This window comes from Pontibacter sp. YIM B11418 (assembly GCF_059278805.1).
Genome location: NZ_JCAEMH010000006.1, coordinates 81,786 through 96,680 on the forward strand (window position 1 = coordinate 81,786; position 14,895 = coordinate 96,680).

The following is a 14,895-nucleotide window of genomic DNA, read 5'->3' on the forward strand; positions in this document are numbered from 1 at the left end:
CAAAAGTACGAACAGACGCTAGATTAAATGCTCTACCATCTCTTTACATACCTTGACCGTGAATACGACCTTTTGGGGGCGGGTGTATTTCAATACATCTCCTTCAGGGCAGGTATGGCAACGCTTACTTCACTACTTATTGCAATGATTTTTGGCGGTCGTTTGATAAAAATGCTGCAGCGCAAACAAGTAGGCGAAAGCATCCGCGACCTCGGTCTGGAAGGGCAGATGGAGAAAAAAGGCACACCAACCATGGGTGGCCTGATCATCCTACTTGCTATCCTGGTACCAACCCTTTTGTTCGCCCGTCTGGACAATATTTACATCCTGTTGATGATCGTTTCGACGGTATGGCTCGGTCTGATCGGCTTTCTGGATGACTATATTAAAGTGTTCAAAAAGAACAAAGAAGGACTAGCTGGAAAATTTAAGGTGCTGGGTCAGATTGGCTTAGGAATTATTGTGGGTTTGACCCTATACTTTAGTGACGATGTTGTCGTAAGACAGTACATTTTCACCGATGGCTCTACCTCTGCCGTGAACGCCACGAGCAAGTGGGTGGACATCAAATCCATGATCACAACCATTCCTTTTCGCAAAAATAACGAGCTCGACTACTGTAATCTGTTCTCTTTCGCGGGTCCGCTTTTCGCAGGCTGGTCGTGCTACCTGTACATCCCATTTGTGATCCTGGTGATCACGGCCGTATCCAACGGTGCTAACATCACCGATGGCATCGACGGTCTGGCAGCGGGTACTTCGGCCATCATCGGCCTGACACTGGCGATCTTTGCATGGATATCCGGTAACACCATTTTTGCAGACTACCTCGACATCATGTTCATCCCGAACTCGGGAGAGCTGACCATTTTTGCCCTGGCTTTTGTGGGGGCCTGCGTGGGTTTCCTGTGGTATAACTCATACCCGGCGCAGGTGTTTATGGGCGATACAGGCAGTTTAGCCATTGGCGGTATCATTGCGGTGATGGCCCTGATCGTGCGCAAAGAGTTGCTTATACCTATCCTGTGTGGCATTTTCCTGATTGAGAACCTGTCGGTGATGCTGCAGGTGAGCTACTTTAAGTATACGAAGAAGAAATACGGTGAAGGCCGACGCATTTTCAAGATGTCGCCGCTGCACCACCATTACCAGAAAAATGGCTACCACGAATCCAAAATCGTTTCACGTTTCTGGATCGTGGGCATCATGCTGGCGATCTTGACATTGGCAACCCTTAAACTGCGATAGGCACTATGAAACTGGCGATACTCGGAGCGGGAGAAAGTGGCGTAGGGGCAGCATTGCTGGCCAAAGCGAAGGGGCTTAATGTGTTCGTTTCGGATATGGGGCAAATCAAGGAGGTATACAAAGCCAAGCTGGCAACAGCGGCTATACCTTACGAAGAAGGCACCCATACCTTCGAGCGTATTCTGGAATCGACCGAGATCATCAAAAGCCCGGGTATACCTGAGAAGGCGGCCATCATTCAGGAAGCGATCAAGCGCGGGATTCCGGTGATATCGGAGATCGAGTTTGCCGGCAGGTATACCGATGCGAAGTTCATTTGCATCACGGGCACCAACGGCAAAACGACAACTACCTTGCTCACTTATCACCTGCTCAAGAGCGCAGGTATAAACGTGGGGCTAGCCGGTAACATCGGCGAGAGTCTGGCTGAGAAGGTGATTGACAATAAACACGAGTACTATGTGGTGGAGTTGAGCAGTTTTCAGCTCGACAACATGTACCAGTTCAAAGCACATATTGGAGTACTGTTAAATATTACGCCAGACCACTTAGACAGGTATGGCTATGACTTAAACAAGTACGCCGCCTCTAAGATGCGCATTGCGCAGAACATGAGCGGCGCGGACTATTTTATCTACAACAACGATGATGATACTATCCGTAATGCGTTCGATTCTGCGTCTTTTGGCGGAACCACAATCCCATTCTCGCTCCAGGAAACGGAAGGTGCGAAAATACTATGTGAAGGAACACATGTTAAAGTAAACATCAGGTTCTTCGAAGGCGACATAGACGCCTCACGCTCGGCCCTGATCGGCAAGCACAACCAGTACAACACGATGGCCGCTGTGGCGGTCGCCAAGCTACTGGGCATGGAAGACAGCCAGATTGAAAAGGGGTTGGAAACCTTCGAAAATGCCGAGCATCGCTTGCAGGTGATCACGGTGTCGAGGGAAGTCACCTACATCAACGACTCCAAAGCGACCAACGTGGAAGCCGTGTACTATGCCTTGGAAGGTATAAAGCAACCGATCATCTGGATTGCGGGAGGTGTGGACAAAGGCAACGATTACAGCGTGCTGACCGGACTGGCCAAAGAAAAAGTGAAAGTGCTGGTTTGTCTGGGCAAGGACAACGACAAGCTGAAGGAGGCATTCGGGCGCATTGTACCGGTAGTGGTGGAAACCACTTCGATGGAGTATGCCGTGCGAATGGGCCGCCTGTTGTCAACGCCGGGCGATGTGGTGCTGTTGTCGCCGGCTTGCGCCAGTTTCGATTTGTTCAACAATTACGAGCACCGGGGGCAGCGCTTCCGGGAGGCCGTTGAGAAGATAGTTTTGAAAAAGTAAGATTTTTAATTTTTAGCCAAAGGTAATATGATCAAGCAGTGGTTACAGCGAAACCTGAAAGGGGACGCAGTGCTTTGGGGCATCGTGCTGATGTTCTCGCTTATCAGCATGGCAGTCGTGTATTCGGCTACCGGTACCCTGGCGTACAAGCAAAAAGACGGTAACACCGAGTACTTCCTCTTCAAGCACTCTTCGCTGATCTTCATTGGTCTGGCCTTTATGTGGCTGGCGCACAAGATCGATTACCGCTATTATTCCCGACTCTCACTGGTAGCGCTTATCCTGGCGGTTCCGCTGCTGCTCTATACCTTCTTCTTCGGTTCGAACATCAACGAAGCGTCACGCTGGATCACGATCCCGGTGATCAACCAGACTTTCCAGCCTTCAGATTTAGCGAAACTAGCCCTGATCTCATACCTGGCCAGTATGCTCTCCAAGAAGCAAAACAACCTGGATGACTGGAAGCGCAACTTGCTGCCGATCTTCGCCTGGACCGCTTTTATCTGCGCACTAATCGCCTTGACAAATACCTCCACAGCGGTGTTGCTTTTCATGACTAGTCTCTTGCTGATGTTCATCGGACGTGTGCCGATGAAATCGCTGGCAGTTTTTGTCATAGCGGGTGCCATGTTGGGTGGGGTAGGTTTGGCGGCAGGTCAGCGTCTGGGCACGGCCATCAGTAGGGTAGAGGCTTTCTTCGACGAGTCTGAAACCGCTTTCCAGCTAGAGCAATCCTACATCGCGATCGCTACGGGCGGCGTGGTGGGCAAAGGGCCTGGCAACAGCGACCAGCGCGATATTCTACCACACCCTTACTCTGACTTTATCTATGCGATCATACTGGAAGAATACGGTTTGCTGGGAGGGGTGTTAGTGCTCTTCCTATACCTGGCCTTGCTCTACCGGGGCCTGGTCACGGTCACGAAGAGCAACGGTGCCTTCGGAGGTTTGCTGGCAGCCGGTCTGAGTTTCAGCCTGGTGTTGCAAGGTATGATCAACATGGGCGTAGCCGTTGGGCTGGGTCCGATCACAGGTTTGCCGTTGCCACTCCTGAGTATGGGTGGTACGTCTTTGATTTTCACGGGTATCTCCATTGGCATTATTCTGAGTGTGAGCCGTACCGTGAAGGGGGAAGAATCATTTAATTCAACCGCTAAAGTGACGGCCAATGCCTAATCCACAGCGTCCATATCGCTTCATCATCAGCGGTGGTGGCACCGGCGGGCACATTTACCCAGCCATCGCCATTGCCAACCAGATCAAGGTGGTGCACCCTGATGCGGAAATCCTGTTTGTGGGAGCGATCGGGCGTATGGAAATGACACGTGTACCGGAAGCGGGGTATAAGATCGTGGGTCTCTGGATCAGCGGATTGCAGCGCCGCCTCACACTGGACAACCTCTCTTTCCCCTGGAAAGTGATCTCCAGTATCCGGATGTCGCACAAGATCATCCGTGATTTCAAACCGGATGCCGTGGTAGGCGTGGGTGGCTATGCGAGTGGTCCGCTGTTGTATGCAGCGACTTCTAAGAAGATTCCGGCCCTGATACAGGAGCAGAATTCTTATGCAGGTATAACCAACAAGCTGTTGGCGAAGCGGGTGCAGAAGATTTGCGTGGCTTACAACAACATGGATGCCTTCTTCCCGGCTGAAAAGCTGGTGCTGACAGGCAACCCGGTTCGGAAAGACATCATGCAACTAGAAGGCAAACGCCGCGAGGCCTTATTGCACTTCGGACTGACCTCTGAAAAGAAAACAATATTGGTGATAGGCGGAAGCCTGGGTGCCAGAACGATAAATCAAAGTATAGCCGCAGGTTTGCAGCAGGTCGCAGAGGCCGGTTATCAACTGATCTGGCAGACGGGCAGAGCATTTTATTCGCAGGCGCAGGAACTGGAGAAGCCGTTTGCCAGTGCAGGTATACGCGCTTTCGATTTCATCCGGCAGATGGATCTGGCCTATGCCGCTGCTGATGTGGTGGTGTCCAGAGCCGGAGCACTTTCGATTTCAGAGCTTTGCCTGGCCGGAAAACCGAGCATCCTGGTGCCTTCGCCGAATGTGGCTGAAGACCACCAGACTAAAAACGCCATGTCGCTGGTGCAGGAGCAAGCCGCCTTATTGGTGCGTGATGCCGATGCACAGCAACAACTTATACCTGCTGCATTGGAGCTGGCAGGAAACGAGGCAGAGCAACACCGTCTGTCGCAGAACATATTGAAACTGGCGCGGCCCAATGCCGCTGTCGATATTGTAAACGAACTGTTAAAGTTGATCAAGTGAGACTGGAAGATTATAGCTATATCTATTTCCTTGGCATCGGCGGCATCGGCATGAGTGCTATCGCCCGCTGGTTCAATGCCCGGGGGCTTCCGGTATGGGGTTACGACAAAACGCGCACCCCACTCACCGCGGCGCTGGAGCAGGAAGGCATCCGGGTACATTATGAAGATGATGTGAACCAGTTACCACAAGAAATACTGGTGAACAGGGAAGCTACTTTGGTGGTGCTCACGCCGGCTATACCTGCAGAGCATACCGAATGGGCTTACTTGAAGGAGCAGGGCTATACCATCAAAAAACGCTCAGAAGTGTTGGGCATTATCACGGGCTCGGCTTATACGGTGGCCGTGGCCGGGACGCATGGCAAGACAACCACTTCTTCCATCGTCACGCATTTGCTGCACGAAGGCGGCGTGGACTGTTCCGCTTTCTTGGGAGGTATAGCCACGAACCTGAACTCGAACTTGCTGATCGGAAAAGGAACGGCTGAGAAAGAGACGATCGTAGTGGAAGCTGACGAGTACGACCGTTCTTTCCTGACGCTATACCCGGACATCGCCATCGTAACCTCGGCTGACCCCGATCATCTCGATATCTATGGCGACAAAGAGGAAATGATCCGGACTTTTCAGAAGTTCATCAGTCAGGTGAAGCCCGGCGGTTACCTGATTTTGCACAGCGCTACCGATCCGCGATTACTTGAAAAAGTGCAGGACGGCGTACGGGTGATTCGCTACAGCTTGGATGAAGGCCAAAGCCATGTGCAACAGCTTGAGATACAGGGCTACAACTTTTGTTTTGACGCTGTAACACCCTTCGGTAACATAGCCCGTCTGAAACTGGCTTTGCCTGGATATCACAATGTGGAGAATGCGCTGGCCGCCCTCATAGCTGGTCTGATCATGGGTGTGTCAGAAGACAGATTGCGGGAGGCGATGGCGACCTATAGGGGGGTGAAGCGCCGCTTTGAAATCGTGTACGAAGGGCAGGGCCAGGTATACATCGACGACTATGCGCATCATCCGAAAGAGATCGATGCGTTCATGACATCTTTGCGTGCCATTTACCCAAATAAAAAGCTGACCGTGGTATTTCAGCCGCATTTGTTCAGCCGTACCCGCGACTTTGCCATTGAGTTCGCACAAAGTCTGAGCGCTGCCGACGAGCTTATACTGTTGGACATATACCCGGCACGGGAAAAGCCAATTGAAGGCGTGACATCAGAAATGATTTTGGGCCTTGTGAACGGCCCGAAAAAAATACTTTTGCATAAAGAAGACGTGACAGTCTATTTGTCCGAAAACACTGATTTTGAGGTGCTCGCAACAGTTGGAGCGGGTGATATTGATACGTTAGTGAAGCCTATAAAAAATATTTTAGAAAATAACTGATATGGGCTTGAATAGTAAAATAAAATCTTTAATTTTTGCATGTTGTAGCGTGGTTACCATGGCTGCGCTTGCAGGATTCGCTTCCTCTCGCCAAAATGAAAAAAAGTGTGAGAAAGTGTCAATAACAATTGATAATGAGTACAATAATTACTTTATTGGGGAAGAGGAAGTCAGAGACCTGCTGACCCGTGAGGGAGAGCGGAAACTGGAGGGTTTGCCTAACCAGCAGATCGACCTGAAGAACCTTGAAAAGCGCATTGAAGCGCACAGCTTTGTGAAAGAAGCAGAAGTGTTCAAAGCCCTAGACGGCAACATACAAGTAAGCATAAAACAGAACAGGCCTATAGCAAGAATTATACGACCAGATCAGGATGTCTACATCGACGCAGAGGGGAATATGCTGCCCCTTTCCGACAGATACACCGCTCGTGTCATACCTATTACGAAGACCCGGTCCAGCCGACCGTTCGGCCGGGATTTCTTCCAGGATTCTACAGGCCAGGCCTACCTTTCCCTGCTACGTTTCATCGAGAACGACCAGTTTTGGAAAGCCCAATTAGCCCAGATGCATATCGATGAGAAGGGCAAAGTATCTTTCCTGCCGCAGGTAGGGGAGCACACCATTGAGTTTGGAAAACCGGACGAAGCGGAACAGAAATTTAAGAAGTTGATGGTCTTTTATAAAGAAGTACTACCCGTGATGGGCTGGGAGAAATATAAGAGAGTCAACGTGGAATACGAAGATCAGATTATTTGTGAATAACATATACAGCATATGCAGAACGACAAAATTGTAGTAGGCTTGGACATCGGCACAACCAAAGTTTGCGCACTTGTTGGTCGGAAGAATGAGTATGGAAAGCTGGAAATTCTTGGGATGGGCAAAGCCATCTCGGAAGGGGTGGTACGCGGTATTGTCAGCAATATCGACAAAACCGTTGAAGCGATCAGGAAAGCAGTTCAGCAGGCCGAAGATCAGGCGAGCATCAACATCAAGGTAGTGAACGTGGGCATTGCCGGCCAGCACATCAAGAGCCTGCAGCACAATGGCAGCATCACGCGCCAGATGACGGACGATGAGATAACGGTAGACGATGTGAATCGTCTGACAAACGATATGTACCGTTTGGTGACACCTCCAGGCAGCGAGATCATCCATGTGATGCCGCAGGAGTACAAGGTGGACTACGAAGAAGGTATTACTGATCCGGTAGGTATGTCGGGTGTGCGACTGGAAGGCAACTTCCATATCATCACGGCACAGTCAAACGCGATCAGCAACATCAACAAATGCATCGCCCGTGCCGGACTGGAAATCGACAACCTGATCCTGGAGCCGCTTGCCTCGAGCATGTCGGTGCTCAGCGACGAGGAGAAGGAAGCGGGGGTGGCGCTGGTTGACATTGGCGGCGGCACGACTGATCTTGCTATCTTCAAAGACAATATTATCCGCCACACGGCAGTTCTTCCTTTCGGCGGCAACATCATCACCTCCGACATCAAGCAGGGTTGTATGGTGATGCAGAACCAGGCGGAGCAACTGAAGGTGAAATTTGGAAAGGCGATTGCTGACGAGGCGTCAGACAATGAGATCGTTTCTATACCTGGTTTGCGTGACCGTACGCCAAAGGAAATCTCTTTGAAGAACCTGGCTTACATCATTGAGGCGAGAATGGAAGAGATCGTGGAACTGATTTACTCAGAAATTGTTCGTTCAGGGTATAGCAACAGCCTGGCCGCCGGTATCGTGATCACGGGTGGTGGCGCGCAGCTTCAGAACCTGGTACAGTTGGTAGAGTACATCACCGGCATGGATACCCGCATTGGCTATCCGAACGAGCACTTGGGCAAGTCGAAGATCGATGCGGTGAAGAGCCCGATGCACGCAACGGGCGTTGGCCTGGTGCTGGCCGGCTATCAGTCGCTCGACCAGCGCGAAGAGAAGCATGTGGAAGTGCAGCAACCGGAAGTATACAATAAAGTAGTAACCAAGACTGCCAATAAAGAAGGCGGCAGTAAAAGATTGATCGACAGACTCAAGGGTCTATTGTCGGACGATATCGATTAGTTAGAAGCATAATTATTAGAAACCCATAATAGCAGGAGATTTTAGTATGACATCAATGTACAGTTTTGACCTGCCGTCTAGCGGTAAGTCCATCATCAAGGTGATTGGCGTCGGGGGCGGAGGCAGCAACGCGGTGAACTTCATGTACGGCCAGGGCATCAAGGATGTAGAATTCGTGATTTGCAACACGGATATGCAAGCCCTGAAAAGCAGCAGCGTACCCAACAGACTTCAGATTGGCCTGAACCTGACCGAAGGTCTGGGTGCCGGAGCTAACCCTGAAAAAGGAAAGCACGCCGCCCTAGAAAGCAAGGAGGAAATTCGTGAGCTACTCAGCAACGATACCAAAATGGTGTTCATCACTGCTGGTATGGGGGGTGGTACTGGTACAGGTGCTGCACCCGTTATCGCTAAAGTCGCTAAAGAACTGGGTATCCTGACAGTGGGTATTGTAACAGCGCCATTTGGCTTCGAAGGCAGAAAGAAAAAGATTGCGGCAGAAAACGGCATCAAAGAGCTAAGCGAAAACTGCGACACAATACTCGTTATCCTGAACGACAAGCTGCGTGAGATGTTCGGCAACCTGGCGATCCGTGAGGCTTTCGCGAAGGCCGACAACGTACTCACCACTGCCGCTAAATCTATTGCTGAAATCATTACCGTTACAGCCGAGATCAACGTCGACTTCGAAGACGTGAAAACGGTTATGAAAGATTCTGGAGCTGCAGTGATGGGTTCTGCAACGACAGAAGGCGAGGGCCGTGCGCTCCGTGCCGCTGAAGAGGCGCTTTCTTCTCCATTGCTTAACAATACTGATATCCACGGTGCTCAGAAAATCCTCCTTTCTATCATGTCTGGTGACCAGGCTGAATTGGAAATGGATGAGTTGACTGAGATCACAGAATATATTCAGGACAAAGCCGGCCAGGAGGCAGAGGTAATTTTCGGTCACGGTATCGACTCTTCACTGGGTCAGAGCATCCGTGTGACGGTAATCGCCACTGGTTTCGCCAGCAGCGCTGAGGCGATCATTGAGCCAAAAAAAACAGTATTTGACCTGGAAAGTCAAAAAAAAATAGAAGTAGCTGAGCCAGCCAAGCCGGAGCAGCCCAAAATGGTGAACTTCGTTCCTGAGCCAGTAGTAGCTCCCGTGGCTACCCCTCAGCCGCCACAGCCTGTGCAGCAGCAGTTCGAGATCCGTCGTCCGATGGTAGAGCAGCCGCAGCAGCCTGTGCAGCCTCAGGCCCCGCAGCAACAGCAGTTCCAGCAGCCGCAGGCACCTCAGCCACAGCAGCCGGCACAGCAGCAACCGCAGCGTCGCGTTTTTAACCTGGAAGGTTCTACTACACAAGAGTTCGGCAACGGTTTTGGTGCACCACAGCAAGAAGACTATGCCACTCGCGAAGCGAAACGTCAGGAAGCAGAGCGTGAGCTGATGCGGCAAAAAGCCATCGAGCGCCGTGAGCGCCTGAAGATGCTGAGCACCGACATGACGACGAGCGAAGCCATGAAAGAAAAGATGGATGTGCCTGCATACCTGCGCCGCAATGTGGCCCTTGATTCAGTGACGCATTCTTCTGAGCGCAACATATCCCGTTTCAACCTGAACGATGACAACGAGATACTGGGCGACAACCGCTTCCTGCATGACAATGTAGACTAATCATTTATCCTGTTTTCTAATAATGTAAAGAGCTCACCATTATGGTGGGCTCTTTTGCTTTATGCCTGATTTCGTTAAGGGCTATACTTGTCCTATTTCTATACCCATGCCTGGCTTTTACTTATACCTATACCTATTCTGGCTTATACTTATACCTGTGCTATGCCTATACCTGTCCTGTACTTATCTCTTCACTCAAGAATAGGCTCGATACAAAAAAGGGCGGTAAAAGCAGCAGCAAAAGGAGTTTCACAGCTGTCACTTTTGACGATCGATTTAGGCTATCGCATGACTTTCAGTTTCGCCCAAACAAACAGGTTGACGAGTATAAGCAGGGGATAAACGAGCAGGAATAAAATTGGAGCCTTGTCATTGTCTGTCCATACCTTATAAACCAGCAGCGCAACAGTGGTCAGGTTAATCGGTCAAACGAGCGAAAAAAGAGAGCACATGCTCAGCCGGTCTTAGGTTATAGCCTGCGTTTCAGAAAGAGATAAACTGATCGATCTGCTGATTCAGCAACTCCAGGTATAGCTCGTTTGTGATGGCGGTGCCATCGTAATTCTTCTCGAACTGGGCCAGGCGGGGCTTTAGCGCCAGCACATGCATGCCCAGGTAGTTGAAGATATCCGTCAGGTGGCTCATGGCCAGACCGCTGCCCTGCACCCCGGAGGAGAGGCCCACCAGTGCCGCTTTCTTGTTGCGGAAGGTATTGGGATAGGAGAGTCCATCAATAAAGGCCTTGAGCACACCTGGGAAAGAGCCGTTGTATTCCGGCACGATGAATACAAATTTCTCTGAATCGCCAATGACAGCGCTTAGCTCGTTAAAGGCTTGGTTGGTGCCAATGTTGTCATAGAGTGCAGAAGCCGTAAAGTCAGCCGGGAGGTCGGCAAGGTCGAGTATCTGGTTATCAATTTGGCGCTCGTCCAGCAACCTGGCGTATAAGTTGGCAACTGCTCTGGAGTTGGATGAAGGTCTGTTGGTGCCCGTTATTATGGTGATCATAGTGTCATATGGTGTTCTTCTGTAAACAGACGCTAAGCTTTACGGTTTGCAGAAAGGTATAGATGTCAGAATACAAATGCGAATATAAAAGCAAAAGGCGAGAACAGTTGCCTGTCTCGCCTTTTAAGCTTATTAAAATCAGGTTAACTATACGTTCTCAGAGCTTGCCTTCGCTCCCAGATATTCCATATTCATCATCGCGATGTTGTCCAGCGAAATACCCACCGGGCACTCAGCAGCACAGGCACCAGTGTTCGAGCAGGCACCAAAGCCTTCCACGTCCATCTGGGCTACCATGTTCTCCACTCTTGTTTTGCGCTCTACCTTGCCTTGCGGCAGCATCGCCAGCTGCGATACCTTCGCGCTCACGAACAGCATAGCCGAAGCATTCTTACAAGCCGCCACACAAGCTCCACAGCCTATACAGGTTGCAGCGTCAAACGCTTTGTCAGCGATCGTCTTAGGTATAGCAATCTCGTTTGCGTCAGGCACGCCACCTGTATTTACGGATACGTAACCGCCAGCCTGCTGAATACGATCGAAGGCAGAACGGTCTACGATCAGGTCTTTATGCACCGGAAAAGCAGCTGCTCTCCAAGGCTCGATCGTGATCGTGTCGCCGTGGTTGAAGTGACGCATGTGCAACTGGCAAGTTGTTGTGCCGCGCTCCGGACCGTGCGCACGGCCGTTGATGAACAGGCTGCACATACCGCATATACCTTCGCGACAGTCGTGGTCGAATGCTACAGGATCTTCACCCTTTACTAGCAATTCTTCGTTGAGCACGTCCAGCATCTCCAGAAAAGACATATCCGGAGATATGTTCTTTAGTGGATAGGTTACCAGCTGACCTGCAGAGTTTTTATCTTTTTGGCGCCAAATCTTCAATGTGAGGTCCATTGGTTTAGCATTTGGATTACTTCCAGCCATCTCTCTTTTTAATTACGAATTAAGAATTTACGAATGAGTTGATGATCAACAAGCACTCGTACTTATTCAATATCAATTATTTATAGCTGCGCTGTGTCAGCTTCACGTTTTCGAACTTCAGCTCTTCCTTGTGCAGCACCGGCTGGTTGCCAGCTCCTGTATATTCCCAGGCTGCTACATAAGCATAGTTCTCGTCGTCTCGCAGTGCCTCGTTCTCCGGTGTCTGGTATTCTTCACGGAAGTGACCACCACAAGACTCGTTTCTGTGCAGAGCATCGTCAACCATCAGTTCTCCCAGTTCCAGGAAGTCAGCTACACGGTGCGCTTTCTCCAGAGTCTGGTTCAGTTCTTCGTTTACGCCAGTCACTTTCACGTTCTGCCAGAACTCATCGCGTAGTTTGCGAATCTCCTGCTTGGCAAACTGTAAGCCTTCGGCGTTACGGGCCATACCGCAGTAATCCCACATGATCAGTCCAAGAGCCTTGTGGAAATCATCTACGGTGCGATTTCCTTTGATAGAAAGAAGACGTTGCGTAACGCTCATCACGTTCTGCTCAGCTTCCTTAAAGGCAGGGTGCTCAGTGCTCACCTTGTCGTAAGGCGTTTGTGCCAGGTAGTCACCGATGGTGTAAGGAATCACGAAATAACCGTCGGCCAAACCCTGCATCAGGGCCGAAGCACCGAGGCGATTAGCACCGTGGTCAGAGAAGTTACACTCGCCCGTTGCGTAGAGACCAGGTATGTTGGTCATCAGGTTGTAGTCGACCCAAAGGCCACCCATGGTATAGTGTACCGCAGGGTAGATGCGCATTGGACTTTCGTAAGGGTTCTCGTCTGTGATCTTTGCGTACATCTCGAAGAGGTTGCCATACTTGGCAGCAATGGCCGGCTGGCCTTCGCGTTTGATCGCATCAGCAAAGTCAAGGAACACGGCCAGACCTGAGGAACCTACGCCACGGCCTTCATCGCATACCAACTTGGCGTTGCGTGATGCCACGTCGCGTGGTACGAGGTTACCAAAGGCAGGGTATTTGCGCTCCAGGTAGTAGTCGCGGTCTTCTTCTTTAATATCGTTTATTTTGATTTCACCCTTGCGCAGGCGCTGGGCAGTCTCAACCGTTTTCGGCACCCATACACGGCCATCGTTACGAAGCGACTCGGACATCAGTGTCAGTTTCGACTGGTAGTCGCCGGATACAGGTATACAGGTTGGGTGAATCTGGGTGAAACAAGGGTTTGCGAACAAAGCACCTTTCTTGTGCGCTCTCCAGGCCGCCGTAGCGTTAGAGCCCATCGCGTTGGTAGAAAGGAAGAATACGTTGCCATAGCCACCGGTTGCCAGCACCACTGCGTGTGCACTGTGCGACTCGATCTTACCTGTGATCAGGTTACGAACCACGATACCACGCGCTTTGCCGTCCACCATCACGAGGTCTAGCATTTCGGTGCGTGGGTACATTTTTACTTTGCCGTAGGCTACCTGACGGTTCAGGGCAGAGTAGGCACCCAGCAACAACTGCTGTCCGGTTTGGCCACGCGCGTAGAACGTACGCGATACCTGTGCACCACCGAATGAACGGTTGGCCAGGAGACCGCCGTACTCACGGGCAAAAGGAACACCCTGCGCCACGCACTGGTCGATGATGTCAACAGACACCTGCGCCAGGCGGTACACGTTGGCCTCACGGGCGCGGTAGTCACCACCTTTTATGGTGTCGTAGAACAGACGGTAGATCGAGTCGCCGTCGTTCTGGTAGTTTTTAGCGGCGTTGATACCACCCTGTGCAGCGATGGAGTGCGCACGACGTGGAGAATCCTGGAAGCAGAACGCTTTTACATTATAGCCTAGTTCGCCCAGTGTGGCAGCAGCAGAAGCACCGGCAAGGCCGGTACCTACTACAATGATGTCGTATTTACGTTTGTTAGCCGGGTTTACCAGCTTCACATTGAATTTATGTTTATCCCACTTTTCAGCTAATGCGCCTTCCGGGATTTTAGAATCTAATATCATAGCAAGTATATTAGCTTAATTACAAGTTAACGAAGAAAAAGAAGTAAAGCGGGATGAGCGCAAAACCCAGGCTAATAAGCACTGAGAAAACCACACCGAAGGTTTTGATGAACGGCGTATACTTCTTGTGGGTCAGGCCCAGAGATTGGAACGCGCTCTGGAAACCGTGGATCAGGTGATAAGCCAATGCAATCATCGAGATAACATAAAGGCCTACGTAGATTGGGTTTTTGAATGCTTTTACTACTTCAGCGTACAGGTTTGTGTACTCAGCGTTTGGAACACCTTCGAGCTCTCCGAAGCGGGCCGGCACAAAGAAGTTCCACAAGTGCACCAGCAGGAACACCAGGATAATCGTGCCCAGCAGACCCATGTTGCGTGAAGACCAGGTAGAGTTCTCCTGCGGATGATTCTCAGCATAGCCAACAGGACGGGCGGCCTTGTTACGGCGCGTGAGCACGATCGCATCGTAGATATGGAACAGGAACCCAAGTACCAGCACTATTTCCATCGTGCGGATAACGGGGTTGTTAGCCATAAAATGGGAGTAGATGTTGAATGCCTCGCCTCCATCTTGGTAAAACAGCGTAAGGTTACCCACAAGGTGCACCACCAGGAAGGAGCACAGGAAAAGGCCTGTTACCGACATGATGATCTTACGTCCGATTGTACTGGAAAACGTTTTAGTAAACCAATTCATCTGTATTTGTTAGAAGGTTAAGTAATGAATGCTTTTTAATGCCCAAAGGTACAAGCGGAGCCTGTATAAAACAATTAAATAGCATATTTTGAATCAATCTAAATTGCAATGCGTAGGACTGAAAACCATATATTATAAACCCACTTTTCTCGCTTTTGTTGATAATAAAAAGGTAAAATTTCAGTTTTCATTTTACCTTTGTTCAGCGCCAAATCTAACTCTACGCTTATGCCAAATAGTTTACGC

Annotated in this window: 12 protein-coding genes; 8 read left to right on the forward strand and 4 right to left on the reverse strand. The window is 50.4% G+C overall.

The genetic code is table 11. The features are described 5' to 3' along the window. Positions 1-27: 27 nt before the first annotated feature. The 8 genes from mraY (at position 28) to ftsZ (ending at position 10,000) form a co-directional block, all read left to right on the forward strand. Entirely contained in the window at positions 28-1,248 is a 1,221-nt protein-coding gene (mraY, locus tag AC4QZR_RS15380) for a phospho-N-acetylmuramoyl-pentapeptide-transferase (RefSeq protein WP_494481719.1), read from the forward strand. 5 nt (positions 1,249-1,253) lie between these two features. After that, positions 1,254-2,597: a UDP-N-acetylmuramoyl-L-alanine--D-glutamate ligase gene (gene murD, locus AC4QZR_RS15385; RefSeq protein WP_494481720.1), complete on the forward strand. Its 1,344-nt coding sequence runs from the start codon at positions 1,254-1,256 to the stop codon at positions 2,595-2,597. 27 nt (positions 2,598-2,624) lie between these two features. Next, positions 2,625-3,773 carry an FtsW/RodA/SpoVE family cell cycle protein gene (locus AC4QZR_RS15390; RefSeq protein ID WP_494481721.1) on the forward strand — a complete coding sequence of 383 codons (1,149 nt, stop codon included), beginning with the start codon at positions 2,625-2,627 and terminating at the stop codon, positions 3,771-3,773. Continuing rightward, positions 3,766-4,878, forward strand: coding sequence for an undecaprenyldiphospho-muramoylpentapeptide beta-N-acetylglucosaminyltransferase (murG, locus tag AC4QZR_RS15395; RefSeq protein WP_494481722.1), 1,113 nt, complete (start codon positions 3,766-3,768; stop codon positions 4,876-4,878). Before AC4QZR_RS15390 ends, murG begins: the two co-directional genes overlap by 8 nt. Further along, the gene (gene murC / locus AC4QZR_RS15400; RefSeq protein WP_494481723.1) at positions 4,875-6,269 is read left to right on the forward strand and encodes a UDP-N-acetylmuramate--L-alanine ligase; all 1,395 of its coding nucleotides are present in this window, start codon (positions 4,875-4,877) and stop codon (positions 6,267-6,269) included. The genes murG and murC overlap by 4 nt, the downstream gene beginning before the upstream one ends. A gap of 115 nt (positions 6,270-6,384) precedes the next feature. Beyond that, on the forward strand, positions 6,385-7,032 hold the full coding sequence (locus tag AC4QZR_RS15405) for a cell division protein FtsQ/DivIB (RefSeq protein WP_253405163.1): 648 nt from the start codon (positions 6,385-6,387) through the stop codon (positions 7,030-7,032). 12 nt (positions 7,033-7,044) lie between these two features. Then, a complete protein-coding gene (gene ftsA / locus AC4QZR_RS15410; protein ID WP_494481724.1) occupies positions 7,045-8,337 on the forward strand; it encodes a cell division protein FtsA in 1,293 nt (430 codons plus the stop codon). A gap of 46 nt (positions 8,338-8,383) precedes the next feature. Next, a complete protein-coding gene (ftsZ, locus tag AC4QZR_RS15415) occupies positions 8,384-10,000 on the forward strand; it encodes a cell division protein FtsZ (RefSeq protein WP_253405167.1) in 1,617 nt (538 codons plus the stop codon). Positions 10,001-10,483: 483 nt separating this feature from the next. Here the strand turns inward: ftsZ and AC4QZR_RS15420 are convergent, their stop codons facing one another. From AC4QZR_RS15420 to AC4QZR_RS15435, 4 genes are all read right to left on the reverse strand, one after another. Beyond that, positions 10,484-11,008, reverse strand: coding sequence for an NADPH-dependent FMN reductase (locus tag AC4QZR_RS15420; protein ID WP_494481725.1), 525 nt, complete (start codon positions 11,006-11,008; stop codon positions 10,484-10,486). Positions 11,009-11,155: 147 nt separating this feature from the next. Continuing rightward, positions 11,156-11,908, reverse strand: a complete 753-nt coding sequence (locus AC4QZR_RS15425; RefSeq protein ID WP_253405171.1) for a succinate dehydrogenase/fumarate reductase iron-sulfur subunit — start codon at positions 11,906-11,908, stop codon at positions 11,156-11,158. A 106-nt stretch (positions 11,909-12,014) separates the two neighbouring features. After that, positions 12,015-13,949, reverse strand: a complete 1,935-nt coding sequence (locus AC4QZR_RS15430; RefSeq protein WP_253405174.1) for a fumarate reductase/succinate dehydrogenase flavoprotein subunit — start codon at positions 13,947-13,949, stop codon at positions 12,015-12,017. Positions 13,950-13,968: 19 nt separating this feature from the next. After that, positions 13,969-14,649, reverse strand: coding sequence for a succinate dehydrogenase cytochrome b subunit (locus tag AC4QZR_RS15435; protein ID WP_494481726.1), 681 nt, complete (start codon positions 14,647-14,649; stop codon positions 13,969-13,971). Between the last annotated feature and the right edge of the window lie 246 nt (positions 14,650-14,895).